This window comes from Inhella gelatinilytica (assembly GCF_016093295.1).
Lineage (GTDB): Bacteria > Pseudomonadota > Gammaproteobacteria > Burkholderiales > Burkholderiaceae_C > Inhella > Inhella gelatinilytica.
Genome location: NZ_JAEDAL010000005.1, coordinates 83,597 through 108,063, shown reverse-complemented (window position 1 = coordinate 108,063; position 24,467 = coordinate 83,597). Strand labels below are relative to the sequence as shown.

Sequence of the window (24,467 nt, the reverse complement as noted above, 5' to 3'; positions counted from 1 at the left end):
GATGGCAGAAGAAACCGTTCAAACCCCTGAGTCGCCGACAGCACCTGCGGTTGCCCCCCCGGTGCTGCCCGCCGTCTCCACGCCCCCCGCCCCAGCGGCTCCGTCTTGGGTGACCTGGCTGACTGCGACAGGGGGCCTTCTCAGCGTGGGAGCCGTGGCGTTGGCCTGGCAGTCTCAGAGTCGGCTCCATGACTTGGAGCAGGAGTTGGTGCGGCGCCAAGCGACGGCGCAGACGGTTGCGGCCGAAGCGCGCCAATCAGCCCAGCAGACGCAGGAACAAGTGCGCGACTTGGCGGCCAAGTTGGCGCTGGCTGAGGCCCGCTTGGCGGAGGTCTCCATCCAGCGCAGTCAGCTGGAAGAACTGTTGTCCCAACTGTCTCGCTCGCGTGACGAAAACATTGTTGGTGATTTGGAGGCCAGTCTGCGTCTGGCCGGCCAGCAGGCCCAGTTCTTTGGCAGCGTTGAACCCTTGGTCAACGCGCTTCGACAGGCGGATGACCGCTTGCAGCGGCACAAGCAGCCACGACTGGAGGGGGTGCGGCGTGCGGTGCTGAGGGATCTGGACCGGATCAAGGCGTTGGGGGCTGTGGACAGCACCACCTTGGCGCTGCGCTTGGATGAAGTCGCAAGACTGGTTGATGAGGTGCCGCTGTTGGTGGAATCACAGCGAGTGCAAAAGAACGTGTCGCCCGCGGTTGTTGCGGCGCCCGCCACGGGCCAAGGCTTGACTTGGCAGACGGCTCAGACCTGGGTGCACCAACGCGCTCGAGAGGTGTGGTCGGAGTTCAAGGGGCTGGTTCGCGTCACCCGCATCGAGGCTCCCGAAGCCATGCTGCTCGCACCGGATCAAGTGCAGTTTCTGCGTGACAACCTTAAATTGCGGCTGCTCAATGCGCGTTTGGCACTGATGTCCCGTCAGTACGACAGTGTGCAGAGCGACATCCGCTCGGTGCTCCAAGCGTTGGAGCGACATGCCGATGCCCGTCAGCGCCGTGCCCAAGTTGCTCTCGAGGTCTTGCGTCAGGTCCAGCAGCAGGCCAAGCCCATTCAATGGCCTCGGCCCGAAGACAGTTTGGCGGCGTTGGCTGCGGTGGCGGGTGTTCGCTGATGCGTGGCGTACTCTGGTTGGTCCTGCTCTTTGCCGGCGCGGCCGTTGCGGCGCTGGTTTTGGGTCGCAACGATGGGTTGGTCAGTCTGTTTTGGGCGGGTTGGCGTGTCGATCTATCCCTCAACCTCTTCCTGCTGATCATGGTGGTGGGGTGCGTGCTGGTGTTCGGTTTGCTGCAAACCCTGCACCGGCTGTTCGACTTGCCGCAGCGTGCCCGCAGATGGCGATTGGCGCAACGGGATCGTGCGGCCCAGCAACTGCTGCGGGAATCGCTCGTGGACTTGTGGAGCGCCCGTTATGCGCGAGCGCAAAAAGCGGTCCAGCGACTGTTGACGCTCAATGCCAAAACACCGGAGTTGCAGGGAGATGGCGGTGGTTTGGTCCTGGCCCATTTGATGGCAGCTGAAGCTGCGCATCGCCTGCAGGACAGGGCCCGTCGGCAGGAGCAGTGGGAGACGGCGCTGCGCCTTTGCGCTTCGCATGCTGAAGCGAGGTCGCATGAAGAGGCGGCACGCCTGATGGCGGTGGGCTGGGCTCTTGAGGATCGTGAGCCCCTTCACGCCTTGCGGTTGTTGGCCGAGTTGCCTGCCGGGGCGGCCCGTCGGACACAAGCGCTGAGACAAAAATTGCAGGCAACTCGAATGGCCGAGCAGCCCTTCGAGGCCTTGCGGACAGCTCGCCTGCTCTCCAAGCACCAAGGCTTTCGGGCGGATGTGGCGCAGAGCTTGCTGCGGTCGCTGGCCATTGAAGTTTTGGGTACGGCGCGCGATGCGGAGCAATTGCGTACGGTGTGGCTGAAGTTGGACTCGGCTGACCGGCGTGACGCCTTTGTCGTGGCTCGGGCGGCCCAGTCCATGGCGTCGTACGGCGCTGCCGGCGAAGGGCGGCAGTGGCTGAGGCCGCTGTTCGAACGCTTGGAGGCGCTCACCGAAGATGAGCGCGCGGCCCTTGCTGATGCGCTGATCCACACCTGTACGGGCATCAAGGCGGACTGGCTGCCGCTGCTGGAGCGCGCACAGGCGCGGTGGCCACGCGAGGGGCGACTGGCGATGGCCTTGGGGCAAGTTCTTGCGGAGCTTCAGTTGTGGGGCAAAGCCCGCCAAATGCTCTTGACCGCAGCGGAGGATGGGCGACTGGACGTGGCCGCGCGCCGCCGTGCCTGGATTCAGTTGGCGGACATGGCCAAGCAGGCCGACGACCTGACCGCGCAGGTGGAGTTTCTGGAGCGAGCCGCGCGGGCCTCTTGAAATAGATTCAATTTTCGCGCTATACTCTTAGTCTTTCGCGCGGCTGTAGCTCAGTTGGATAGAGTACTTGGCTACGAACCAAGGGGTCGTGGGTTCGAATCCTGCCAGCCGCGCCAAAAAACCAAAGTGTCGAGTTTCGTTTGTTGCGAGACGTGTTGCTTTGATTGCGGCTGTAGCTCAGTTGGATAGAGTACTTGGCTACGAACCAAGGGGTCGTGGGTTCGAATCCTGCCAGCCGCGCCAGAATTAGACGGGTCGATGTGACAAACATCGACCCGTTTTCATTTCCGCACCGAGATGAGCAAGGCATTCACCCGCGAGCCTGAGAGCCAAGACGACGAGGACGGCGACGAATCTGCGCCGCCCCTGCCGACGGGGCAGCGCAATTACATGACGCCGGCAGGGCATCAGCGACTACGGGCGGAGTTCATGCACCTGCTGGACGATGAGCGCCCCCGCATCGTTGAGATCGTGCACTGGGCAGCATCCAATGGGGATCGCAGTGAAAACGGCGACTATCTCTATGGAAAGAAAAGGCTGCGTGAAATTGACCGGCGCCTGCGATTTTTGACCAAGCGATTGGAAATTGCAGAAGTGGTCGATCCCAGCGTGCATCACGGCAGTGACCAGGTTTTCTTTGGTGCGACGGTGACGTATTTGACGACCCGTGGCGATGAAAAGACGGTCACCATCAAGGGCATCGACGAAGCAGACAGTTTGAACGGTGAGATCAGCTGGGTGGCTCCCGTGGCTCGCGCCTTATTGCGCGCACGGGTCGGCGACGAGGTGTGGCTGCGTACGCCGGGGGGCGATGAATGCCTTGAGGTGGTCGAGGTGGTCTACCCCAAGCCAGCCCCTATTTGACCCGCCAGACTTTCAGCACCGGGGGAACGCGCCGCAACACCCGAAGCACGTCGGCCAAATGGTGCCGGTCGCGAACGGCGATCAGCATTTGCATGACAGCGGACTCGCGCGCCACGTCCGATTCCTTGTTCATTTCCACGTGGGTGATGTCGGCCTGTGCTTGGCTCACACCGGCCGCCACCTGAGCGAGAACACCCTTCTCGTTGTTCATCAAGATGCCGACTTCGGCTTCGAAGGTTTGTTGCAGTTCGTCGGCCCAAGCCACCTGAATCCAGTGTTGGCTGTCCCGTTGGAACAGACGGCGGCCGGTGGGACATTCTGCGGTGTGAACCACCAACCCTTCACCGCGCCCCATGTAGCCCCGGATGTCATCGCCGGGAATGGGGTGACAGCAGGGGGCGTACCGCACACTGGCGCCTTCGCTGCCATCGAGCAAGGCAACGCTTCGCTGGGGAGTCTCATCTTCCGAGAACCGACCCATACTCAGCAAAACTGCGTCGGGACGGTGACCGGCTTCAATGAGCATGTGTGACAGCTGCTTGGCCACCATCACGGCAATCTTGCGTCCCAACCCGATTTCAACCAGTAGATCATCGGTGGTGCGTTGCCCGGACCAGCGCACCAAGGTCTGCCACAGGGGGGCGTGCGGCCCGTCGAAGGCGGGTATTGTTTGGCCTTCTGCACGCAGGGCTTGCCCCAGCAATTTGAGCCCCAGCTCGCGCGCCTCTTCCTGAGCGAGGGTCTTCAAGTGGTGACGAATCTTGCTGCGGGCTCGCCCGGTGCGGACGAAGCCCAGCCAGCCGGGATTGGGCCGTGCTGAGGGGGCTGTGACGATTTCAACCACATCGCCGCTTCGCAACGCCGTTTTGAGCGGCACCATTTCCCCATTGACCTGAGCGCCGACGCACCGATCCCCGATGTCGGAGTGAATGGCATATGCGAAATCAACCGGCGTGGCGCCCTTGGGAAGTGCCAGGATGCGCGATCGAGGGGTGAACACGTAGATGGAATCGGGGAACAGGTCGATGCGCACGTGCTCCAAAAATTCACGGGCATCCCGCGTCTCGTTTTGGATATCCAACAGAGATTGCAGTAGCCGTGCGCCTAGAGATTGGGCATCTGACGGGCCTTTGGCTTTGTACAGCCAGTGCGCGGCCACGCCCTGTTCTGCGACATGGTGCATGGCCTGGGTGCGAATTTGGAACTCAACCGCGGTTCCCAGGGGAGACACCAACGTGGTGTGCAAGCTTTGATAGCCGTTGGGCTTGGGAATGGCGATGTAGTCTTTGAAGCGCCCTGGCTGAGGTTTAAAGGTCTGATGCAGGACGCCCAGCGCGAGATAGCACTGCGGTAACTCCTGCACCACCACGCGGAACCCAAAGATGTCGGTGACCTGAGCAAAGCTCAGGTGCTTTTCGCGCATCTTGTTGTAAATCGAGAACAGCGTCTTTTCACGCCCTTGGATGTCCACGCCAAGACCACTCTGGCTCAAGGCCGCGCGCACGTCCCGCTCAATACGCTGCACCACATCGCGACGGTTGCCTCGGGCCTTGGTGATGGCCTTTTCCAGGGCACCGTAACGCCAAGGATGTTGATAGCGAAAGCTCAGATCCTGCAACTCGCGATAGGTCTGATTCAGCCCCAGGCGGTGAGCGATGGGGGCGTAAATCTCCAACGTTTCCTGCGCAATGCGCCGCTGTTTGCTCGGCGCCATGGAGTCCATGGTGCGCATGTTGTGCAAGCGATCGGCCAGTTTGATCAGAATGACCCGGACGTCTCGGGCCATCGCCAGCAGCATTTTTCGGAAAGACTCGGCCTGCGATTCCTCTTTGGTCGAGAACTGCAACTTGTCCAGCTTGGTGAGCCCATCGACCAACTCGGCCGTGGGAGCTTCAAACTTTTCGATGAGCTCGGCCTTGGTGACGCCGCAGTCCTCCATGGCGTCATGCATCAAGGCGGCCATCAAGGCCTGCGCGTCAAGCTTCCACTCGGCACAAATGGCGGCCACCGCCAAGGGGTGGGTGATGTACGGCTCACCGCTGGCACGTGTCTGACCTAGATGGGCGGTGTCCGCGAAGCGGAAGGCGTCGCGGACCCGCTTGAGATCCGACTTGCTCAGATAGCCCAAATGGCGCGACAGCACCTCAAAAGAGGCGGCGTGGGCCGGAGAGCTCTCTTGAGGGGGGCGATTGGGGCGGGTGCCAGGCCAGCGGATGCCGGGGAAGGAGCGGAGCATGGGCCGAATTTACTCGAAGCCTGAGCGGGCTCTGCAGGCGAAGTCCGTCGAGAAAACAAAAAAGCGCCCGCAGGCGCTTTCTCTCAGAGGGTCGGTGGACTCAGACGGGCACGCGACGGAGCATTTCCAACCCCACCTCACCGGCTGCGATTTCGCGCAGCGCGGTCACGCCGGGCTTGTTCTTGCTTTCGATCTTGGGAGAGTGCCCCTGGCTCAGCATGCGGGCGCGGTACGTAGCGGCCAGCACGAGCTGAAAGCGGTTGGGGATTTTTTCCAGGCAGTCTTCAACGGTGATGCGGGCCATGGGGGTGCTTTTCTTGAATCAACACAGACTAAGCGCTTGAAACACCGCGGAGCGATGGCGCAACTGAGCTGCGTATTTTAGACGCTGCGCGTGAACAATCGTTTTGAGATCGAAGAGGGCCGTCTCAAAGACGGCGTTGATCACCACGAAATCGAAGTGTTTGGCTTGCGCAACTTCCAAGTGGGCGTTTTCCATCCGCTTGGCAATGACTGCTTCTGCAGTGTCCCCGCGGCGAATCAGGCGCTGGCGCAGTTCATCCCAACTGGGGGGGAGCACAAAGATCAAAACGGCGGCCGGAAACAGCTGTTTGATCTGCATGGCGCCTTGGTAGTCAATTTCCAGCACCACGTCCTCACCGGCGGCCATGCGGCTCTCGATGGTGGCGCGAGAGGTGCCGTACAAGTTGCCATGCACCTCCGCCCACTCGATAAAGTCGTGGTGAGTGACCTTGTCGCGGAATTCAGCTTCCGTGATAAACCAGTATTCGCGCCCGTTTTGCTCTTGCCCACGCGGAGCTCGGGAGGTGTGGGAAATGGACAGGCTCAGCTTGGCATCCAGTTCCAGCAGTGCTTTGACAAGGCTGCTTTTGCCGGTGCCACTGGGCGCGGCCACCACGAACAGGTTGCCAGGCGCGTCTTGAGTCGGAGAGGCGTTCATTCGATATTCTGTACCTGTTCGCGAATCTGCTCGATCAGCACTTTCAAGTCGACCGCGAGAGCCGAGAGTTCGAGTGCGGTCGATTTCGAGCCTAACGTGTTCGCTTCACGATGCAACTCCTGAACCAAAAAGTCCAGGCGCTTGCCCAGTTCGCCCCCGCGCATCAACTGCGCTCGCACTTCGGCGATGTGGGATCGCAGCCGAGCCAATTCCTCGGCTACGTCGATCCGAATGGCTTGTGCCGCGGCTTCAGCCAGCGCGCGTTCGCGCGCTGAGGCCATCAACTCAGCGTCAGCACGCGCACCCGCTTGAGTCAGGGCTTCGTTCCAACGCGCCAAAAAACGCTCTTGATGTCTGGCGACAACCTGCGGAACCAGCGGCTCGACTTGAGCTGCGATCAATTCCAGTTGTTCGACCTTTTCCAATAGGACGGCGACTAGGCGAGCCCCCTCTCGGGCACGTGCCGCTTGCAACGCGGCCAAGGCTTCGTCAACCAGCGTCAAAACCCATGGGTCATCCGGGCGCTGCGCTGAGCCGCCTTGCCGACACCAGTGCAGCCATTCATTGACGCTGAGCGGACGGGCCGTTGGAAACTGGGTTTCCAAGGTCTGACTGAGGGCGCTGAGGTGGTGAATGACGTCCGCGTGCAGCGTTGGCAAATGCGAATCGACATCACGCTGTCCGCCCAACTTCAATTCCACCTTGCCGCGGCGGATGGTGTGGGTGACCCGCTCGCGAATGGCGGGTTCGAGGTGTCGCCACTCGTCGCTTAGACGAAGGCTCAAGTCGAGGAAGCGGCCATTGACGGAGCGCACCTCAACGGCGACAGGTGAAGGGGGTGTTGCATTCGGGGCCGGCGTCGGGGGTTTCGAGACACTGGCATATCCGGTCATGCTGTAGACTGGCATGAATCTGGCTGGCGATAGAGGCGATTCCCGATTATGTCAAAGCCGAAACCGGCACCGCTTCCTGCCGGAACTGTGGTGGGCGGCTACCAGATCATCAAAAAATTGGCCGCAGGCGGCTTTGGTGTGGTGTATCTGGCTGAAGACCCAGAACACCACTTGGTTGCCATCAAAGAATATTTACCGGCTTCGCTGGCGGAACGTTCGCCCGGCGAGTTGATTCCGCGCATCAAGCCGGACAAGTTGCCGCTCTATCGACTGGGGCTTCGGAGCTTTTTCGAAGAGGGGCGCTCACTCGCGCAAATTTCGCACGCCTCCGTGGTGTCCGTGTTGAATTTTTTGCGAGAGAACGAAACGGTTTACATGGTCATGAACTACCTGCAAGGGGATACCCTGCAGGACTTCATCGTGACCGCTCGCGATTTGAAGCGCGATAAAGTCTTTCGTGAGTCCACGATCCGGTCGCTTTTTGATGAAATTTTGAAAGGTTTGCGGATCGTTCATCAGCACAAGATGCTGCATTTGGACATCAAACCCGCAAATATTTTCATCACCAACGACAACCGTGCGGTGATGCTCGACTTCGGCGCTGCTCGCGAGGTCTTGAGCAAAGAGGGGAATTTCATCCGTCCCATGTACACGCCGGGCTTTGCTGCGCCGGAGATGTATCGTCGCGACGGGTCCCTTGGGCCCTGGACTGATATCTATGCCATTGGAGCCTGCATCTACGCTTGCATGCAAGGCTATCCGCCGAATGATGCGCCGCAGCGTCAGGAAAAAGACCGCCTCAATCTGAGTTTGTCCCGACTGCGTAACGTGTATTCGGACAACCTGATTGAAGTCACCGAATGGTGCATGTCCCTGGATCCTCTGGCGCGGCCGCAGTCGGTTTTTGCGCTTCAAAAAGAGTTGGCGCGTGAAACCGAGCGTCGATATACCAAATTGAGCTTTAGTGAGCGGCTGAAAATGCAGCTCGAAAACCTCAAGACCGGGGCCAAGGCGTGAAGTTTGGTGTTTTCCAGGTCAGCCGAAAAGGGGGGCGGGAGAAGAACGAAGACCGAATGGGGTACTGCTACACCCGCGATTCGGCATTGTTTGCTCTAGCCGATGGCATGGGAGGCCATCCCGAAGGGGAAATGGCAGCGCAGATCGCCCTCCAGGTATTGGCCGCTCGGTTTCAAGAACAGGCGCAGCCGCGATTGGATGATCCGCTCGTGTTCCTGCGGGACGGCGTCGCGGCTGCGCATCAGCAGCTTCTGAGTTATGCCGAAGAACGAAAGTTAGGCGACACCCCGCGAACGACCATCGTTGCCTGCGTGACTCAATCCGGCCAAGCTTATTGGGCCCACTGTGGTGATTCGCGCTTGTATTGGGTCCGCGCCGGTGAGTTGTTGGCACGCACCCGCGACCACTCCTACTCAGAGTTGCAAGAAGCCCTGGGCCGTCACATGGAGCGAGTCAATCGCAATGTGCTGTTTACTTGCCTGGGCAGTCCTGGTCGTCCCATGGTTGATCAGCAGGGGCCCCTGCCATTGGCGGCGGGTGACCGGCTTCTCTTGTGCTCCGATGGGCTGTGGGGACAACTGGCGGATCAAGAAATTGTTCATCAGTTGGCCACGCGCGAATTGCATGATGCCGTGCCTGATTTGGTGGAAAGTGCCCTGCGTCACGGGGGGGCAAAGTGCGACAACGTGACCGTGTTGGCCCTGGAGTGGGAAGGCGAAGAGGGGGTGGTCGAGGCTGTATCCACCCGCAGTTCGGGAGAGTCCGCTTATGCGACGACGATCCAGGCGGCCGTGTTGGACCAATGGGACCGCCGCACCGAACTGAGTGAAGATGAAATGAATCGGCAGGTGGACGAGATCAACGCCACCATTCGCCGCGTCCAAAACCGAGGTTGAGATGAGTTCAGAAACATCCTTGCGTGCCGATGGCCGGCGCGCCGATGAATTGCGCCCGTTGCGTCTGGTGCGCCACTTTACAAAGCATGCCGAGGGCTCGGTGTTGGTCTGCTTTGGCGACACGCAAGTCTTGTGTACCGCGTCGGTGGAAGACAAAGTTCCGCCGCATCGTCGAGGCTCGGGGGGGGGATGGGTGACCGCTGAATACGGCATGTTGCCCCGCGCGACCCATACACGATCCGATCGTGAAGCGGCCAAGGGCAAGCAGAGTGGGCGAACCCAGGAAATTCAGCGTTTGATTGGGCGCTCACTGCGCGCAGTTTTCGACTTGGAGGCTTTGGGCGAACGGACCCTCCATTTGGACTGTGACGTGTTGCAAGCCGATGGGGGAACGCGAACGGCGGCCATCACAGGAGCCTATGTGGCCGCCTATGACGCGTGCACCTGGTTAAAGCAGCAAGGGGTGCTGAGCGCTTGGCCCCTGCGTGACGCCGTGGCGGCGATTTCTGTGGGGGTGGTTCAAGGTCAGCCTGTGCTTGATTTGAACTACGCAGAGGACTCCCAGTGCGATACCGACATGAATGTGGTGATGACCGCAGCGGGCGGCATGATTGAAGTGCAGGGCACAGCAGAGGGCGCGCCCTTTTCCCGCGGGGAGCTGCAGGCCTTGCTGGATTTGGCGCAAGCGGGTATTGGCCAATTGGTTCAGGCCCAGGAACTGGCGCTGGAACTCCGCCATGCGTGAGTTGGTGCTGGCATCGGGCAACGCCAAGAAGCGCGCGGAGCTCGAGGCACTCCTTCCCGGTGTTCGGGTGTACAGCCAAACGGAGTTTGGGGTTGCGGACGCTGAGGAACCGTTCGGAACCTTTTTGGAAAACGCGCTCACCAAAGCTCGACATGCAGCGAGGTGCACCGGACGTCCGGCCCTCGCCGATGACTCGGGGCTCTGTGTCGAAGCGCTGGGGGGGGCACCTGGCGTCCAGTCGGCGCGGTGGGCGAGTCTTGCCGGGGGGGCGCGCAGTGATGCAGCGAACAACCAGAAGCTCATCGAGCAGATGCGGGGGCAAACCAATCGGAACGCACAATTTGTGTGTGTCCTGGTTGCCGTACGGCATGCCGAAGACCCCCAGCCCCTGGTGGGCATGGGTGCATGGCCGTTGATCGTGCTGGATGCCGCAGACGGGGAAGGGGGATTCGGTTACGACCCCTTGGTCGCGGCCGCTGATTCCGGCGTGAGCGTGGCTCGTATGGGTGCCGACCTGAAGAATGAAAATAGTCACCGGGCTCGAGCCATGCGTGCGCTCAAGGAGCAGTTGACCAACGTGTGGGGCTGGCGGTGATTCGTGACGCTGCTTGGCGCGTCCAAGATCTCATGCGGCCGGGGTTGATCCAACTCAGTAGCTTGCCCCCGCTAGCGCTCTACGTTCACTTGCCCTGGTGCCTGCGCAAGTGCCCGTACTGTGACTTCAATTCCCATGAGCGTCAGCAGGGCGTGGATGAGGAAACCGCAAGCCGCTATTTGGCGGCACTGCGTGCGGATCTTGAAGCGGCTTTGCCCCTGGTTTGGGGCCGCCCCATCGTGTCGGTTTTCATTGGGGGCGGTACGCCCAGCTTGTTCTCGCCCCGTCAAGTGGAGCAACTGCTGTCCAATCTGCGCGCGCTGTTGCCCTTTGAGTCGGGCGCCGAGATTACGCTTGAGGCCAATCCGGGGACTTTTGAGCGCGGGCGATTTCGGGACTATCGGACCGCGGGCGTCACGCGCCTGTCCATTGGGGTTCAGAGCTTTTCAGATGCCCACCTCAAAGCGCTGGGCCGTGTTCACGATGGCGATCAAGCCCGTCGGGCTGTGGCTGAAGCGGCTGAGTGCTTTGAAACTTTCAATCTGGACCTCATGTACGCACTGCCCGGTCAGACGGTCCAGGAGTTGCAGGCGGACTTGGGTACAGCGCTTGCCTTCGCGCCGCCACACCTTTCGGTCTACCACCTCACCATTGAGCCCAACACGCGGTTTGCCCTCAACCCGCCAACGGTGCCAGACGACGATACGGCCAGTGACATGCTGGACTGCATTCGGGATCGAGCGGTGTCATCCGGGATGGAGCGCTATGAGGTCTCGGCTTACGCTCGCCCGGGGCATCGCTGTGCTCACAACCTGAACTATTGGCGATTTGGCGATTACCTCGGGATCGGTGCGGGCGCTCACAGCAAGCTCAGTTTTCCGCACCGCATCTTGCGGCAGGTTCGGTGGCGGGAGCCGCGGACTTACATGGAGCAAGCCACCCAAGGGGCAGCGGTGTCCAATGAGCATGAGGTGGGACGCGCCGATTTGCCATTTGAATTTGCGCTCAATGCTCTGAGACTTGCCCAAGGTGTGCCCCTGTCACTGTTCATGGAGCGCACCGGACTCCCCCTGTCGGCCATTCGAAACGCAATGAACCAAGGAGTGAGCCGCGGGCTCCTGGTTGCCGAGGCGGCGCAAATTTGCGCCACCGCTCAGGGGTTTGACTTCCTCAGTGACACCCAGGCGCTGTTCCTGCCCGCTTAAGGCGCAGGAGCCGCGTCACACGCGGTTCATGGACATGCCCGATGTGCTGCGCAGGTACTCGATCAAGCGCGGCGCAATTTGAGGCAGTGGCAGGACTTCATCGGCGGCTCCGGCGGCGATGGCCTCGCGCGGCATCCCAAAAACCACGCAAGTGGCTTCGTCCTGCACCAAGTTGTAGGCTCCGGCGTCTTTCATCGTGCGCATGGCTTTCGCGCCATCCCCGCCCATGCCAGTGAGCATGATGCCTAACGCGTTTCGCCCCACCACGCGGGCAGCGGAGTTGAACAAAACCTCCACCGACGGCTTATGCCGGTTCACAGGGTCGCCATCTTGAACGCGAGCGATGTAGTTGGCGCCCGAGCGTTCAACGCTGAAATGCTTGCCACCGGGCGCGATGTAACAGTGCCCGGGAAGAATGCGCTCGCCATCTCGGGCTTCGCTGACCCGGATCTTGCAGAGCGAGTTCAATCGGCTTGCATAGCTGGCAGTGAATCCTGGGGGCATGTGTTGCGTGACGCAAACGGCGGGGCAATCGGCCGGCAGGTTGACCAAAACATCCTTGGTTGCTTCGGTACCGCCGGTTGACGCGCCAATGAAAATGATTTTTTCGGTGGAAAGTCGGCCCACAGCAGTCACCGGTGCTGGTGCGGGTGCCGCTGTCCCGGCGGGCGTCGGGGCCGCACTGGGGGTCCGACGCACATGCGCTTTGGCAGCGATGCGGACTTTGTCGGTGATGTCGTCGGCCAGTTGGCGAATGCCGTCGGCCACGCCAATCTTGGGTTTGGCCACAAAATCAATGGCGCCCAACTCCAAGGCCCGCAGCGTGACCTCGGCCCCACGCTCGGTCAGCGTGGAGACCATGACCACGGGCGTGGGCCGCAAACGCATCAGCCGTGACAGGAAGTCAATGCCATCCATCTTGGGCATTTCGACATCCAGCGTGATCACGTCGGGGTTGGTGTTGCGGATCATCTCCCGCGCAATGAGGGGGTCGCTGGCCGCTCCCACGCACTCCATGTCGGGTTGCTTGTTGATGATTTCAGTGAGGATGGAGCGCACCAGCGCCGAGTCATCCACCACGACCACACGAATCTTTGCCATCAATGCCTCAGAACAAGTCGATGGAGCCGCCACTGCTGGCCACGGGCTGAACGCGGGTCACGGCAGTTTGATCCTGAACCACCAAGGCCTCATTGGCCGAGGCCAAACGTTTCACCATGGCTTTCCCACTCTTGGGCAGGAAGCAGACCTTGCGGGGGTACACATCCAAGACATCTTTGGAGACGACCGGGATGCGCTCCGTTTTCAAATAATCCAATACAAAGTTGGTGTTGCGCTCGCCAACAGCCAGGCTGTTCATGCCGGTGATCACGGCGCCGCCGCCGAAGACCTTGGCTTCCATGCGCCCCTTATTGGCGCCGCGTTTCATCATTTCGTTGATGAGCAATTCCATGGCGAAGCTGCCATAGCGACCGGATTCACCATTGCCTTCCGGGAGCATGAAATGGTTCATGCCTCCCACTTGAGCTGTCCGGTCCCACAAGCACGCGGCAATGCAGGAGCCCAAGGTCGTCATGATCAGCAGATCTTCGTTTTCAACAAAGTACTCGCCGGGCAACACTTTGACGGCGGCGTTCTTGAAGTGAGAGTCGTAAAAAAAGAACGAGGCCTCGCCGGATTTGCGCGGCACCGTTTTGAGCTTACTCACCCATGCGGTGGCAGCCGCGTTTCCGCCCAGCGCACTGCTGGCGGAGACCGATGCACTCGAAAGGCTGCTCATGGGGGACCTACACGCGTTCGTAAATCGTCTTGCCCCGAAGGCGGAACAAGTCCTTGGATTCAGTGAAATTCTCAGAATGCCCGACAAAGAGCAGGCCATGGGGTTGCATGACCCGATGGATTCGCTCCAGCACTTTGCGCTGGGTGGGGGCGTCAAAGTAGATCATCACGTTGCGGCAAAACACAAGGTGGAAGGGCTCTCCCAGTTGCCACTGAGTGTGCATCAGGTTGACGACCCGGAAATCAATCCCGCGCGTGAGTTCGGGTTTGACCCGAATGCGTCCCGAATTGGCGCCCGTGCCGCGTAAAAAGAATCGTTTGAGTCGCTCGGGCGACAAACCGCGCGACTCAGCGCTGTAGACCCCTCGACGGGCGGTCGCGAGCACATTGGTGTCGATGTCAGAGCAGACCAATTGCACCTGCCCGGCGTTGCCCAACGACTCATGACACGTCATGGCGATCGAGTAGGGTTCTTCGCCTGTGGAGGCGGCGCAACACCAGATGCGCAACGGTTTGCCCTGGAAATGCTGCTTCAACTCATCGGCCAGGGCGTGGAAGTGATGCTCTTCGCGGAAAAAGCTGGTCAGGTTCGTGGTCAGGCAGTTCACAAACTCCTGCCACTCTTGCTCGGAGGCCTGGCCCGTGCTGCGATCCAAGGCATCCAGATAGTCAGAAAAACTCCGATGGCCGGTTTCGCGCAAGCGCCGCGACAGGCGGCTGTACACCATGGCGTGTTTGCCATCGTGAAGGCTGATGCCTGCGTGCGCATAAATCATTTTGCGCACCCGATCAAAGTCGTTGCGACTGAAGCTGAATTCCTGTTCGGATCCTTCCGAACGCTGCATTTCAAGTAAGGTCATGCCCAAGCCATCAGAGGTTGAACCCATTGTGAGAGGCGCCGCTGAGTTTTCACCCTAGTATCGATACGGGGGGCGGATTCTTGAGCTTGGCTTCCACAGGGCGGGAATGCACTGCTAGACTGATTCGAGTCCTTACCTGTGAGCTGATGACCCTTCTCCGCACCGATCCCCTGCCGGCCCTGCGCGAGCTTGACCTGGAGCGCGCGGTGCAGTTGCTGGATCAAGCCGGCGCACTGTTACCGGATGCGCCCCCCTACAGCTTGGCTTGGATGCAGGGGTTGATTGACGCGCTGGCCGATTTGTCGAATCGAGACCCCCTGACGGGTTTGGCCAATCGCCGAAATTTCGAGATGCAGCTCATCCGCGAAATTGACCGCGTGGCGCGATCGGGTGAGCAAGCGTTGCTGCTCATGCTGGACATCGATCACTTCAAGAAAGTCAATGACACCCATGGGCACGCAGCGGGCGATGTGGTGATTCGCGCTGTGGCGGACGCCGTGGCGGCTGCTGTGCGGCCCATGGATACCGTGGCCCGGGTGGGGGGCGAGGAGTTCGCGGTGGTCCTGCCCAACTGCTCGGCCAGCTTTGGTCCAACAGTGGCCGAACGAATCCGGGTCAACGTTGAGGCGGCCGTCATACCGGTGTCCCCAGCCTTGTCCTTGCGGGTGACGGTGAGTGTGGGCGGTGCATTTGCACCCCAGTGGGTGCGATCTTCACCTTTGCTCTGGATGGAGCGTGCGGATCGCCAGTTGTATCGCGCCAAGGCGGAGGGACGTAACCGGGCCTGCCTGGAGCCCCAAGTGGAGTCCGTGGTGAGCGCTGACGAGAAAAGCATGTTGTTTGCCGTTGTACCCGAGGACACGCCATGAGCAGCGGCGCCAAAACCATCGCGATTACCAGCGGAAAAGGGGGCGTCGGGAAAACCTTTGTGACGGCCAATCTCGCCTGCGCACTGGCCTCCCGGGGACAACGCGTCCTGGTGTTGGATGCTGATTTGGGCTTGGCTAACTTGGACGTTGTCCTGAATTTGCACCCCAAGCTAACTTTGCACGACGTCTTCACGGACAAATGCAGCCTGGACCAGGCCATCGCGCCAGCGCCCGGGGGGTTCTCGGTGTTGTTGGCGGGCTCAGGGATGGTGGAATATTCGCGCCTCACGCCGGAGGTTCGCGACAAGATGCTGCGCATCGTGGACCAGGTCAGACCGCGCTATGACTGGGTATTGATCGACACCGGGGCGGGCATCTCGGATGTGGTGTTGTACGCCGTGTCGTTGGCGACGGAGGTGTTGGTCGTGGCCACGCCAGAGCCCACGTCGCTTACGGACGCCTATGCCACCATCAAAGTCTTGGCAACTCAACAGGCCCGACGCAATGTCGGACTGGTGGTGAACCAAGCCAATCGACAAGGCGAAGGTCGCACGATCTGTACCCAATTACAAACGGTCCTGGCCCGGTTTGTTGAACCAACCGGGCACAGTTTCCGCTTGGAGTTGATGGGGGAGGTCCGCAATGACGTCGCCGTGCGCCAGGCGGTTTTGCGTCGTCAACTGTTGCTCGAATTGAGCCCCGGTAGTGACGCGGCCCAAGGGCTGAAGGCGCTGGCCAACCGATTGATCGGCTGAGCTGACGGTGTCCATCCGCCCCCGGGGAGTCTCCTGACCCCCCCCGGGGGAATCAGGCGAGCAGCACCACAAGGGCGCCAGCGCCCCCTTCGTCGGCTCGAGCCTGGACGAATGCCAAGACAGCGTCATGCTGGACCAACCACCGTCGCACCTTGACACGCAAAATGCCCTCGCGGCCAGGTGAGCCGTGGCCCTTGCCATGAATGATGCGAACGCAGCGTCGCTCCTGTGCCTGACACAGATGGAAAAAGTGCCCAATGGCCTCGCGGGCTTCGTCTTGGCGCAGGCCGTGGAGGTCCAATTGCGCCTGCAAACTCCAGTGCCCGCGCCTCAATCGGTGCAACACATTGGTGGATACACCCGGTCGGCGGTACGACAGTTCCTCATCGGTTTCCAGCAGACTTTCGACGTCGAAGCCGTCGGAGAGGGCTTGCCTTAACACGTCGGCCTCATCCGCCGCGCTCTGCTTGGGTTCAGGGCGGGGCGCTTCTCGCCGCAGGACCGCGAGCCTCTGGTCCTTCATCCGGGTAACAGGGCCAACGCTCAGTTCGAAGCGGCGGCGTTCTCGATCGAGCGCGGCCAATTGTTCGGCACGCTCTCGAGCGGCGCGTTCCACCTCATCGCGTCGGCGCTTCAATATCGGTTGAATTTCCGCCAGCCCGGCCAGGCCCAAGCCGCGCACCCTCACATCAACCCCCGCTGAGCCATGGACGCGCAGGCGGATTGCCCCACAACAAAGTGATCCAAAACGCGGACATCAATTAGCGCAAGGGCCGCGGACAGTCGTTGGGTGAGTTGAATATCGGCCGACGAGGGCTCGGTCACCCCGCTGGGGTGGTTGTGGGCCAGAACGACCGCCGCAGCCCGATGATGCAAGGCACGTTGGACGATTTCTCGGGGATAGACCGCCGTTTGGGTGAGGGTGCCACGAAACACCTCTTCGAACTGAATCAGGCGCAATTGGCTGTCCAAGAACAGCACGGCAAAAATTTCATGGCCGAGCCCCCCCATTTGCAATCGAAGCAGGTCTTCTACGGCTTGAGCCTCTCGAAGAATGGGCCGCTCGGTCAGCGGGGTGGTCAAAACACGGCGGGCAATCTCCAGTACGGCCTGCAATTCCGCCTGCTTGGCGGGGCCCAGCCCCTTGACGCGGGCCAATTCGGCCCTGGGGGCCTTGAGCAGCCCTCCCAAGCCCCCAAATTGCTGGAGCAATTCTTCTGCCATCTGAAGCACAGATCGTCCCACCGTGCCTGTTCGCAACAGCAATGCCAACAACTCCACCTCGCTCAACGCTTGTGCGCCGTGGTTCAGCAGTTTTTCCCGCGGACGGCAGCTTTGGGGCAGTGTGTCTAGCAGCATGATGGAATTCTAAAAACCACTCACCCGCTCTCTAAAATCCCCCATTTGTCTGATCCGCCGGTGTACCGGCTTCGCCATGTCTGTTGCCACGGCCGCGCCCGGCGCGTTTTTGACCTTGCACTACCGACTCAGCAGCCGCGAGGGGCGGGCTTGGGTGGATACCTTCGACCATCCGCCTGCGACGCTAACCCTGGGTTCAGGGGAATTTGCCCCCGGACTGGAGGCTTGTTTGATCGGTTTAACCGAAGGCCAGAGTGCACGATTCGAGGTCGATGGCGAGGCGGTTTTTGGTCCGCGCAACCCGGAGCTGGTTCAACGGCTGAGCCGCAAGCTGATGGCTCAGTACGGGGACCCCGACCACGTGTACCAGGTGGGGGATGCTATCCAATTTCCCGCGCCGGAAGGGGCGCAGGAATTGACGGGGCTGTTGATCGCCGAAGGCGAAGATTATTTTGACTTTGACTTCAACCACCCATTGGCGGGCCAGCCCCTGGTTTTTGAAGTGCGGGTGATCGGAATCCTGTGATGAATGCCGAAGTGGTTTTGGCTGAACCTCGCGGTTTTTGTGCCGGTGTGGATCGCGCCATCGAGATCGTTGAGCGAGCCTTGCAGCGTTTTGGGGCACCGATTTACGTGCGGCACGAAATTGTGCACAACACCTATGTGGTGGCCGATCTGAAGCGCAAGGGCGCCATCTTCATTGAAGAGTTGGATGAAGTGCCGGTGGGGGCAACGCTGGTGTTCTCGGCGCACGGGGTCAGTCAAGCGGTGCGGCTCCAGGCGCAAGCACGGGGTTTCCAGATCTTTGACGCCACCTGTCCGCTGGTCACGAAAGTTCATGTTGAGGTGGCCAAGCTGGCGCGCGAAGGGTATCGCTTCATCATGGTCGGGCATGCGGGCCACCCTGAGGTTGAGGGCACCATGGGCCAGCTGAGTGCGGGCATTGATCTGGTCGAGAGCGCCGATGATGTTGCGCGATTGAACCTTGACAACGTCGAGAAGTTGGCCGTTGTGACCCAAACCACACTCAGCGTCGACGATGCGGCTGAGGTGCTTGAGGCCATTCGCCGGCGGTTTCCCCAAGTTCGAGAGCCCAAGCAGCAAGACATCTGCTATGCCACGCAAAACCGACAGGACGCCATCAAAGTGCTGGCGCCGCAGGTTGACGTGGTGATCGTGGTGGGAAGCCCCACCAGTTCCAACAGCAACCGGCTCAGAGAACTGGCCGAGCGTTTGGGCACACCAGGTTACATGGTCGATACCGTGGAGGACTTGCAAGCCGAATGGCTCGAAGGGCGCCCGCGCATCGGTTTAACTGCTGGTGCGTCAGCCCCTGAGGTTCTTGTGCAAGCCGTTATTCAGAAGCTGCGCCTGATGGGCGCGGTATCCATTCGGTCCCTCTCCGGTGTTCAGGAGCAGGTTCGTTTCCCTCTGCCCTTGGGGCTGGGGGACAAATCGATGGCCACCGTTTCAGCTGATCGATCTTGACCGTTCCCTCTGCTTCGGTACCCCCGCCCTTGCTTTGATCGAGGCCTCTAGCCTCGTTTCCATCCCAAAAGAGTTTCTATGCTTGATATCAGCCTTTTACGCCGCGACCTGGATGCCGTGGTTGCCCGCCTTCAGACGCGGAAGAATCCGCAGCCCTATTTGGATGTTGCCCGTTTCCAGGCATTGGAGTCGGAGCGTAAGCAACTTCAGACCCAGACTGAAGATCTGCAAGCCCGCCGCAACAGCCTGTCCAAGGCCATTGGCATGGCCAAGGGCAAGGGGGAAGATGCCAGTGCTCTTATGGCCGAAGTGGGGGGGATTGGTGACGCATTGAAGGCCAGCGCGGAGCGACTGGACGTGCTGCAGGCCGAACTGAATGACATCCTGATGCACGTGGCCAACTTGCCTCAGGAAGACGTGCCCGTGGGGCCGGATGAAAGCGGCAACGTTGAAGTGCGCCGTTGGGGTACGCCGCGGGTCTTCGAGACGGATCCCCGCGACCACGTGGACCTGGGGGAGCCGCTGGGTCTTGAATTTGAGACGGGGGCCAAACTCTCGGGCGCGCGCTTCACCTTCCTGCGAGGACCGATGGCTCGACTGCACCGGGCGCTCGCTGCCTTCATGCTGGACGTACAGACCCAGCAGCATGGCTACACCGAGTGCTACACACCGTACATCGTGAACCGTGAGGTGTTGGAAGGGACGGGGCAACTTCCGAAGTTCAAAGAAGACATGTTTTGGGTGCTGCGAGGGGGGGACGACCAACATCCCGAGCAGTACCTGATTTCAACTTCGGAAATCTCTCTCACCAACAGCGTGCGTGAAACCGTGTTGAAAGCGGAAGACTTGCCCATCAAGCTGACCGCGCACAGCCCTTGCTTCCGCTCGGAAGCGGGTTCGGCGGGGCGGGACACCCGCGGCATGATTCGGCAGCACCAATTCGACAAAGTCGAGATGGTTCAGATCGTGCACCCAGAGCAAAGTGAGGCGGCTTTGCAGGAAATGGTGAGCCATGCGGAGGCCATCCTTCAGCGATTGGGTTTGCCTTATCGTGTCATGCAACTTTGCACGGGCGACATGGGTTTTGGCGCGGCCAAGACCTATGACTTGGAGGTGTGGCTGCCCGCGCAGAACACGTATCGCGAAATCAGCAGTTGTTCAAACTGCGAAGCCTTCCAGGCGCGTCGCATGCAAACGCGGTTCAAGAATGCTCAGGGCAAGAACGAACTGGTTCACACCTTGAATGGTTCTGGCCTTGCGGTGGGCCGAACCCTGGTGGCGGTGCTGGAGAACTACCAGCAGCCGGATGGCTCGATTCGTGTTCCGGACGCACTGGTGCCATACATGGGTGGCGTGACCGAGCTGCGCGCGTAAATTTGCGCTATACTGCTGAGCTTTCCCGCAAGCACCACCGCGGGCACCTGAATTAGGAGAGGTGGCAGAGTGGTTGAATGTACCGCACTCGAAATGCGGCGTACGCTTATACCGTACCGAGGGTTCGAATCCCTCCCTCTCCGCCAAATATTAGAAAACGGGCCGCGCGGCCCGTTTTCTTTTTTCCGTTGTCTGCTCGTGAGGGCGCGAGTTGATTCGGGGGCGCGAAAAACAAATAAAAAAGCCAGCACAATGTGCTGGCTTTTTTGTTTTGGTGCCCAGGAGAGGACTCGAACCTCCACGGAGTTACCCGCTAGTACCTGAAACTAGTGCGTCTACCAATTCCGCCACCTGGGCTTATCTGCTGTTGGCGCCAGAGAATCTGGCTGCTTCGGCAAGAAAGACAAGGACTATATCATCAAAAAAACGAAAGTACAGCCGGCTCCCGAGGGTGCCGGCACAGGATGGCTGCAGGAGCTCACAGGGACCCTGCAGGGGCATCGCGACGGACACGGCTTTGTTTTGTTGGACGGCAAAGGCCCCGACCTTTACATACCCGCCAATGAGATGCGTGCCGCCCTTCATGGCGACGTGGTTCGAGCTCGGGTCGTGCGCATTGACAAGCGGGGACGACCCGAAGGTCGCATTCTGGAGATCGTCGAGCGTCGCAAGCGGCCGCTAATTGGGCGCTTGTTGATCGAGCAGGGTGTTTGGCTTGTTGCGCCGGAGGACAAGCGCTTGGGGCAAGACATCTTGATCCCCAAACCGGATACAGCGCAGGCGAGACCGGGGCAAGTGGTGGCGGTGGAGCTTACCGAGGTGCCGACGCTGTATGCGCAACCGGTTGGGCGAATCACGGAGGTGCTGGGGGATATCGATGATCCCGGTCTGGAAATTGAGATTGCGGTTCGCAAATATGAGGTTCCGTATGTCTTCTCTCCAGAGACCTTGGCGCAGTCTGCAAAGTTGCCGGAAAAGTTGCGAGCAGCAGATCTCAAAGGGCGCGTCGACCTGCGGGATGTGAATCTGGTCACTATTGACGGCGAGGATGCCCGAGACTTTGACGATGCGGTTTATTGTGAGCCGCACGGCAAGGCGGGGTGGCGATTGTTGGTCGCAATAGCGGATGTCAGTCACTACGTCAAACCGGGCGAAGCCCTCGACGATGACGCCTTCGATCGTGCGACCTCGGTCTACTTTCCGCGTCGGGTGATACCCATGCTGCCGGAAAAGTTGTCGAATGGCTTGTGCTCCCTGAACCCAGAGGTTGAGCGCTTGTGCATGGTTTGCGACATGACTGTGTCGTCTGAGGGGCAGGTCAAGGCCTTTCAGTTCTATCCGGCGGTCATGGTTTCGCAGGCTCGGTTCACCTATACCGAAGTGGCGGCCATTCTGGGCAATACCCATGGCCCGGAGGCGCAGCGACGTCGCGATTTGGTCCCGGCCTTGCTCAACCTGCATGGGGTGTACCAGGCACTGCTGCAAGCCCGAGCTCGGCGCGGTGCGGTTGACTTTGACACGCCCGAGACCCAGATCATTTGCGACGAGAACGGTCGTATTGAGCGCATCGTGCCGCGGGTTCGGAATGAGGCGCACCGTCTGATCGAAGAGTGCATGCTCGCAGCCAATGTGTGTGCTGCTGAGTTCATTCAGCAGGCAGAGCACCCGTCGCTTTTTCGTGTACACGAGGGCCCCACCGAGGAGAAGCGGCAGACTTTGATGGCGTCGCTGCGGGCTCTGGGGCTCACCCCGAACCTGCCGGATCCCTTGAAACCGGCAGACCTGCAAGCCTTGGCTGAGTCGACCAAAAATCGACCAGACACGCCGCAAGTTCACATGCTGCTGCTGCGTTCGATGCAGCAGGCCATGTATACGCCCTACAACAACGGGCACTTTGGGTTGGCGTACTCGGCCTACACGCATTTCACCAGCCCCATCCGCCGCTACCCGGACTTGTTGGTGCATCGGGTTATCAAGGCCTTGCTACAAGGCAAGCGGTACGCTTTGACCGGACACGGACGGGGCAAGCAGGCGCAGGCCGAGGCGGTGCAAGCCTGGGAACAGTTGGGATTGCACTGCAGTGCCAATGAGCGCCGTGCGGACGAGGCCTCGCGCGATGTGGAAGCCTGGCTGAAGTGCCGGTACATGCGAGACCGCCTGGGTGAGGATTTCCTTGGGCATGTCACGTCGGTGGCGCCATTTGGGCTGTTTGTGCAGCTTGAAAGCTTGTTTGTGGAAGGGTTGGTCCACATCACGGAATTGGGCGGCGAGTACTTCCGGTTTGATGAGGCGCGTCAAGAGCTGCGAGGTGAACGAACCGGGATCCGGTTTGGATTGGGTGCCCGATTGCACGTTCAGGTCAGTCGAGTGGACCTGGATGGCCGGCGGATTGAATTCCGACTTTTTGACCCAAAGGGCGCCGACACCAAAACGATAGGGTTTGGAAAAGGAGTGTCGAAAACTGGTGGAAAGGCCGGTGGACCTGCGGTGCAGCGCTTGAAGGAGGTTGAGGCGGAGTCGCGGCAGTTCAAACGGGCGCGGCAAAGCGCTCTGCGCGAAAGTCAGCCCGCTGGGCGCAAGACCAAGAACGGTCGCCGCTGACCGGCTTAGATCATCGAGTGGGGGTGTAGGGCATACATCGCCTTGATGAGTTCGGTGGCCGTGAGCGGTGCGCTTCCAGTTGGCACGGCATCGGCGGCCGCCCCGTGCCAGGCGACCCCGATGGCGGCCAGGTGCTGAGGGTCGCCTGTGGGACTCTGTGCCCACAGGCCCCCGAGCCAGCCGGCCAGTACGTCGCCGGTGCCAGCAGTCGCCAGTGCGTTGTGTCCCGTGGTGTTAATCCAGGGCTGGCGGTTGGGGTGAGCAATGACCGACCCCGATCCTTTGAGCACCACGGTGCAGCGGAACTGCTCCGCAATGGCCTGGGCGGCTGCCAGCCGATCCCGCTGCACGGTCGAAACGTCGCAACCGAGCAGGCGGGCGGCCTCCAAGGGGTGGGGGGTAAGGATGCTGGCGCGTGCCAGAGGGCTGCGCGATCGCAGGGTCTGGGCCAAGTTGGGGTTATGGGCGACGGCATTAAGTCCATCGGCATCCAGCACCAATCGTGCGGCGCGCTCGATCAAGTGCTCCAACGGTTGGGACGACTGGTTGCCCCATCCGCAACCCACAACGACGGTCTGATTGGGGTGGCGGTCGAGTCCGTCCAATGCGTCAAGAATCAGTTCGGGTGAGTGTGGGAGAACCAAGCTGTTCTGCGCCGAGGCCAATCGAACGCGGCCAGCGCCAGACCAGAGTGCGGCCTGCGCTGCGAGAAGTCCGGCGCCGAGCAGTTCGCCGCCGGCAACAAAGACATCACCCTGACGACCCTTGTGGCTGGTATGCGGTTGCCGTGACCGCGGCGACCACTGCAACCAATCCGTGATGAGGTGGTGCCCTCCCAGCTGGATGGGGGCCAGGGGGGCGTCGTCGGAAATCAGCCCCTCGCCCAAGGTGCTCAGCCAGATCTCGCCGCAAACGCCTCGCCCGGCGCCTGTCCAGAGTCCGGGTTTGCTGCGCAGGAATGTCAGTGTGTGGTCGCACCTGAGCGCACCACCATCGGCCCCTGAATCGGCGTCCAATCCCGAGGGGAGATCCAGGGCCAGGCGCCGAGCCGGGTGCTGGGCCCAAAGGTGCAGCGTTTCAGCCAAGGCGCCGTGTACCGGGCCTTGGGCCCCAATGCCCAAAAGGGCATCGACCAACCACCTTGTTGTTTTGGGGGGCGACGGGTTGGTGAAGACGGTGACCCCGGCCTGAATGGCTGCCGCGAGCGCAGCGGCCTGATCGGCCGTGCGACTGACGCTCTCCGGCAGGTACACGCTGATGTCGTCGCCCATTTGGCGAAGGTGACGAGCACAGACCAATCCATCGCCACCGTTGTTGCCCGGCCCGCAAAGAATGTGCACAGGTTCGCGGGCGGGGTTTAAGGCGCGAAGCAACCGGGCTGCATCCCACCCCGCGCGTTCCATGAGCGGCGAAGGGCTTGCACCGCGCTCTGCGCCAAGTCGCTGCGACTCGAGCGCGCGAATGGCTTGGACGCCTACAGCGGCTTCGGGGGCGTGCAGCGGAGTGAGTCGGCGGATGGAAGCAGACATCGGGAAATGCCTTATACTCTCTGGGTTTTGCGGCGGATATTGCCGTAGAGCTTTTTTCAACCCTGTGGTAACGCGGAATGGCGAAG

Annotated in this window: 24 protein-coding genes and 4 tRNA genes; 17 read left to right on the top strand and 11 right to left on the bottom strand. The window is 60.7% G+C overall.

What is annotated here, in order from left to right; translation table 11 throughout:
* Position 1 precedes the first annotated feature (1 nt).
* The 5 genes from I7X43_RS11300 to greB all read left to right on the top strand — a co-directional run bounded on the left by I7X43_RS11300 (position 2) and on the right by greB (position 3,219).
* Positions 2–1,108 (top strand): uroporphyrinogen-III C-methyltransferase, encoded by a 1,107-nt coding sequence (locus I7X43_RS11300; protein WP_198101046.1) that lies wholly within the window; start codon positions 2–4, stop codon positions 1,106–1,108.
* Positions 1,108–2,355, top strand: coding sequence for a heme biosynthesis HemY N-terminal domain-containing protein (locus I7X43_RS11295; RefSeq protein ID WP_198101045.1), 1,248 nt, complete (start codon positions 1,108–1,110; stop codon positions 2,353–2,355). Before I7X43_RS11300 ends, I7X43_RS11295 begins: the two co-directional genes overlap by 1 nt.
* A 39-nt stretch (positions 2,356–2,394) precedes the next feature.
* Positions 2,395–2,471, top strand: a tRNA-Arg gene (locus I7X43_RS11290).
* Positions 2,472–2,521: 50 nt separating this feature from the next.
* Positions 2,522–2,598: transfer RNA gene (locus tag I7X43_RS11285), tRNA-Arg, on the top strand.
* A gap of 54 nt (positions 2,599–2,652) precedes the next feature.
* The gene (gene greB / locus I7X43_RS11280; protein WP_198101044.1) at positions 2,653–3,219 is read left to right on the top strand and encodes a transcription elongation factor GreB; all 567 of its coding nucleotides are present in this window, start codon (positions 2,653–2,655) and stop codon (positions 3,217–3,219) included.
* Here the strand turns inward: greB and I7X43_RS11275 are convergent.
* From I7X43_RS11275 to I7X43_RS11260, 4 genes are all read right to left on the bottom strand, one after another.
* Positions 3,212–5,455, bottom strand: coding sequence for a RelA/SpoT family protein (locus I7X43_RS11275; RefSeq protein WP_198101043.1), 2,244 nt, complete (start codon positions 5,453–5,455; stop codon positions 3,212–3,214). The genes greB and I7X43_RS11275 overlap by 8 nt on opposite strands.
* A gap of 100 nt (positions 5,456–5,555) precedes the next feature.
* Entirely contained in the window at positions 5,556–5,759 is a 204-nt protein-coding gene (rpoZ, locus tag I7X43_RS11270) for a DNA-directed RNA polymerase subunit omega (RefSeq protein WP_198101042.1), read from the bottom strand.
* Between the two features lie 18 nt (positions 5,760–5,777).
* Positions 5,778–6,416 (bottom strand): guanylate kinase, encoded by a 639-nt coding sequence (gene gmk / locus I7X43_RS11265; protein ID WP_198101041.1) that lies wholly within the window; start codon positions 6,414–6,416, stop codon positions 5,778–5,780.
* On the bottom strand, positions 6,413–7,309 hold the full coding sequence (locus tag I7X43_RS11260) for a YicC/YloC family endoribonuclease (protein ID WP_310737559.1): 897 nt from the start codon (positions 7,307–7,309) through the stop codon (positions 6,413–6,415). The genes gmk and I7X43_RS11260 overlap by 4 nt, the downstream gene beginning before the upstream one ends.
* Positions 7,310–7,357: 48 nt before the next feature.
* On the opposite strand from I7X43_RS11260, the gene I7X43_RS11255 reads away from it, so the two are divergent.
* From I7X43_RS11255 to hemW, 5 genes are read left to right on the top strand one after another with little or no spacing between them, the layout of a single operon-like run.
* The gene (locus I7X43_RS11255; protein WP_198101039.1) at positions 7,358–8,326 is read left to right on the top strand and encodes a serine/threonine protein kinase; all 969 of its coding nucleotides are present in this window, start codon (positions 7,358–7,360) and stop codon (positions 8,324–8,326) included.
* Complete coding sequence (locus I7X43_RS11250) at positions 8,323–9,222, top strand: PP2C family protein-serine/threonine phosphatase (protein ID WP_198101038.1); 900 nt, start codon at positions 8,323–8,325, stop codon at positions 9,220–9,222. The genes I7X43_RS11255 and I7X43_RS11250 overlap by 4 nt, the downstream gene beginning before the upstream one ends.
* A 1-nt stretch (position 9,223) precedes the next feature.
* Entirely contained in the window at positions 9,224–9,967 is a 744-nt protein-coding gene (gene rph / locus I7X43_RS11245; RefSeq protein WP_310737558.1) for a ribonuclease PH, read from the top strand.
* The gene (locus tag I7X43_RS11240; RefSeq protein ID WP_198101037.1) at positions 9,960–10,562 is read left to right on the top strand and encodes a non-canonical purine NTP pyrophosphatase; all 603 of its coding nucleotides are present in this window, start codon (positions 9,960–9,962) and stop codon (positions 10,560–10,562) included. Before rph ends, I7X43_RS11240 begins: the two co-directional genes overlap by 8 nt.
* A gap of 32 nt (positions 10,563–10,594) precedes the next feature.
* Complete coding sequence (gene hemW, locus I7X43_RS11235; protein ID WP_198101168.1) at positions 10,595–11,767, top strand: radical SAM family heme chaperone HemW; 1,173 nt, start codon at positions 10,595–10,597, stop codon at positions 11,765–11,767.
* A 15-nt stretch (positions 11,768–11,782) separates the two neighbouring features.
* Here hemW and I7X43_RS11230 read toward each other — a convergent pair whose 3' ends face one another.
* The 3 genes from I7X43_RS11230 to I7X43_RS11220 are packed head-to-tail and all read right to left on the bottom strand — an operon-like array spanning position 11,783 to position 14,406.
* Positions 11,783–12,868, bottom strand: coding sequence for a protein-glutamate methylesterase/protein-glutamine glutaminase (locus tag I7X43_RS11230; RefSeq protein WP_198101036.1), 1,086 nt, complete (start codon positions 12,866–12,868; stop codon positions 11,783–11,785).
* A gap of 7 nt (positions 12,869–12,875) precedes the next feature.
* Positions 12,876–13,547, bottom strand: a complete 672-nt coding sequence (gene cheD / locus I7X43_RS11225; protein WP_198101035.1) for a chemoreceptor glutamine deamidase CheD — start codon at positions 13,545–13,547, stop codon at positions 12,876–12,878.
* A gap of 7 nt (positions 13,548–13,554) precedes the next feature.
* The gene (locus I7X43_RS11220; RefSeq protein ID WP_246480362.1) at positions 13,555–14,406 is read right to left on the bottom strand and encodes a CheR family methyltransferase; all 852 of its coding nucleotides are present in this window, start codon (positions 14,404–14,406) and stop codon (positions 13,555–13,557) included.
* A gap of 146 nt (positions 14,407–14,552) precedes the next feature.
* Here I7X43_RS11220 and I7X43_RS11215 point away from each other — a divergent pair, with 146 nt between their 5' ends.
* Positions 14,553–15,275, top strand: a complete 723-nt coding sequence (locus tag I7X43_RS11215; protein WP_198101033.1) for a GGDEF domain-containing protein — start codon at positions 14,553–14,555, stop codon at positions 15,273–15,275.
* On the top strand, positions 15,272–16,030 hold the full coding sequence (locus tag I7X43_RS11210) for a MinD/ParA family protein (protein ID WP_198101032.1): 759 nt from the start codon (positions 15,272–15,274) through the stop codon (positions 16,028–16,030). Before I7X43_RS11215 ends, I7X43_RS11210 begins: the two co-directional genes overlap by 4 nt.
* 52 nt (positions 16,031–16,082) lie before the next feature.
* Here I7X43_RS11210 and I7X43_RS11205 read toward each other — a convergent pair whose 3' ends face one another.
* A complete protein-coding gene (locus I7X43_RS11205; RefSeq protein ID WP_198101031.1) occupies positions 16,083–16,712 on the bottom strand; it encodes a Smr/MutS family protein in 630 nt (209 codons plus the stop codon).
* A 2-nt stretch (positions 16,713–16,714) separates the two neighbouring features.
* Positions 16,715–17,389, bottom strand: coding sequence for a RadC family protein (gene radC / locus I7X43_RS11200; protein WP_198101030.1), 675 nt, complete (start codon positions 17,387–17,389; stop codon positions 16,715–16,717).
* Positions 17,390–17,465: 76 nt separating this feature from the next.
* Between radC and I7X43_RS11195 the strand changes: the two genes are divergently transcribed.
* The 4 genes from I7X43_RS11195 (at position 17,466) to I7X43_RS11180 (ending at position 20,397) form a co-directional block, all read left to right on the top strand.
* A complete protein-coding gene (locus I7X43_RS11195) occupies positions 17,466–17,915 on the top strand; it encodes an FKBP-type peptidyl-prolyl cis-trans isomerase (RefSeq protein ID WP_198101029.1) in 450 nt (149 codons plus the stop codon).
* Positions 17,915–18,877 (top strand): 4-hydroxy-3-methylbut-2-enyl diphosphate reductase, encoded by a 963-nt coding sequence (gene ispH, locus I7X43_RS11190; RefSeq protein WP_198101028.1) that lies wholly within the window; start codon positions 17,915–17,917, stop codon positions 18,875–18,877. Before I7X43_RS11195 ends, ispH begins: the two co-directional genes overlap by 1 nt.
* A gap of 78 nt (positions 18,878–18,955) precedes the next feature.
* On the top strand, positions 18,956–20,251 hold the full coding sequence (gene serS / locus I7X43_RS11185; protein WP_198101027.1) for a serine--tRNA ligase: 1,296 nt from the start codon (positions 18,956–18,958) through the stop codon (positions 20,249–20,251).
* Positions 20,252–20,306: 55 nt separating this feature from the next.
* Positions 20,307–20,397: transfer RNA gene (locus I7X43_RS11180), tRNA-Ser, on the top strand.
* Between the two features lie 126 nt (positions 20,398–20,523).
* On the opposite strand, the gene I7X43_RS11175 is transcribed toward I7X43_RS11180, so the two are convergent.
* A tRNA-Leu gene (locus I7X43_RS11175) sits at positions 20,524–20,608 on the bottom strand.
* A gap of 111 nt (positions 20,609–20,719) precedes the next feature.
* Between I7X43_RS11175 and rnr the strand changes: the two genes are divergently transcribed.
* Entirely contained in the window at positions 20,720–22,852 is a 2,133-nt protein-coding gene (gene rnr, locus I7X43_RS11170) for a ribonuclease R (protein WP_198101167.1), read from the top strand.
* 5 nt (positions 22,853–22,857) lie between these two features.
* Here the strand turns inward: rnr and I7X43_RS11165 are convergent, their stop codons facing one another.
* Positions 22,858–24,381, bottom strand: a complete 1,524-nt coding sequence (locus I7X43_RS11165; protein WP_198101026.1) for an NAD(P)H-hydrate dehydratase — start codon at positions 24,379–24,381, stop codon at positions 22,858–22,860.
* Positions 24,382–24,467: the final 86 nt, after the last annotated feature.

What these genes read in the sequence shown, in the direction of transcription:
- I7X43_RS11300 (WP_198101046.1), top strand. Translation starts at nt 2, where the DNA reads ATGGCAGAAGAAACCGTTCAAACCCCTGAGTCGCCGACAGCACCTGCG.
- I7X43_RS11295 (WP_198101045.1), top strand. Translation starts at nt 1,108, where the DNA reads ATGCGTGGCGTACTCTGGTTGGTCCTGCTCTTTGCCGGCGCGGCCGTT.
- greB (WP_198101044.1), top strand. Translation starts at nt 2,653, where the DNA reads ATGAGCAAGGCATTCACCCGCGAGCCTGAGAGCCAAGACGACGAGGAC.
- I7X43_RS11275 (WP_198101043.1), bottom strand. Translation starts at nt 5,455, where the DNA reads ATGCTCCGCTCCTTCCCCGGCATCCGCTGGCCTGGCACCCGCCCCAAT.
- rpoZ (WP_198101042.1), bottom strand. Translation starts at nt 5,759, where the DNA reads ATGGCCCGCATCACCGTTGAAGACTGCCTGGAAAAAATCCCCAACCGC.
- gmk (WP_198101041.1), bottom strand. Translation starts at nt 6,416, where the DNA reads ATGAACGCCTCTCCGACTCAAGACGCGCCTGGCAACCTGTTCGTGGTG.
- I7X43_RS11260 (WP_310737559.1), bottom strand. Translation starts at nt 7,309, where the DNA reads ATGACCGGATATGCCAGTGTCTCGAAACCCCCGACGCCGGCCCCGAAT.
- I7X43_RS11255 (WP_198101039.1), top strand. Translation starts at nt 7,358, where the DNA reads ATGTCAAAGCCGAAACCGGCACCGCTTCCTGCCGGAACTGTGGTGGGC.
- rph (WP_310737558.1), top strand. Translation starts at nt 9,224, where the DNA reads ATGAGTTCAGAAACATCCTTGCGTGCCGATGGCCGGCGCGCCGATGAA.
- I7X43_RS11240 (WP_198101037.1), top strand. Translation starts at nt 9,960, where the DNA reads ATGCGTGAGTTGGTGCTGGCATCGGGCAACGCCAAGAAGCGCGCGGAG.
- hemW (WP_198101168.1), top strand. Translation starts at nt 10,595, where the DNA reads ATGCGGCCGGGGTTGATCCAACTCAGTAGCTTGCCCCCGCTAGCGCTC.
- I7X43_RS11230 (WP_198101036.1), bottom strand. Translation starts at nt 12,868, where the DNA reads ATGGCAAAGATTCGTGTGGTCGTGGTGGATGACTCGGCGCTGGTGCGC.
- cheD (WP_198101035.1), bottom strand. Translation starts at nt 13,547, where the DNA reads ATGAGCAGCCTTTCGAGTGCATCGGTCTCCGCCAGCAGTGCGCTGGGC.
- I7X43_RS11220 (WP_246480362.1), bottom strand. Translation starts at nt 14,406, where the DNA reads ATGACCTTACTTGAAATGCAGCGTTCGGAAGGATCCGAACAGGAATTC.
- I7X43_RS11215 (WP_198101033.1), top strand. Translation starts at nt 14,553, where the DNA reads ATGACCCTTCTCCGCACCGATCCCCTGCCGGCCCTGCGCGAGCTTGAC.
- I7X43_RS11210 (WP_198101032.1), top strand. Translation starts at nt 15,272, where the DNA reads ATGAGCAGCGGCGCCAAAACCATCGCGATTACCAGCGGAAAAGGGGGC.
- radC (WP_198101030.1), bottom strand. Translation starts at nt 17,389, where the DNA reads ATGCTGCTAGACACACTGCCCCAAAGCTGCCGTCCGCGGGAAAAACTG.
- I7X43_RS11195 (WP_198101029.1), top strand. Translation starts at nt 17,466, where the DNA reads ATGTCTGTTGCCACGGCCGCGCCCGGCGCGTTTTTGACCTTGCACTAC.
- ispH (WP_198101028.1), top strand. Translation starts at nt 17,915, where the DNA reads ATGAATGCCGAAGTGGTTTTGGCTGAACCTCGCGGTTTTTGTGCCGGT.
- serS (WP_198101027.1), top strand. Translation starts at nt 18,956, where the DNA reads ATGCTTGATATCAGCCTTTTACGCCGCGACCTGGATGCCGTGGTTGCC.
- I7X43_RS11165 (WP_198101026.1), bottom strand. Translation starts at nt 24,381, where the DNA reads ATGTCTGCTTCCATCCGCCGACTCACTCCGCTGCACGCCCCCGAAGCC.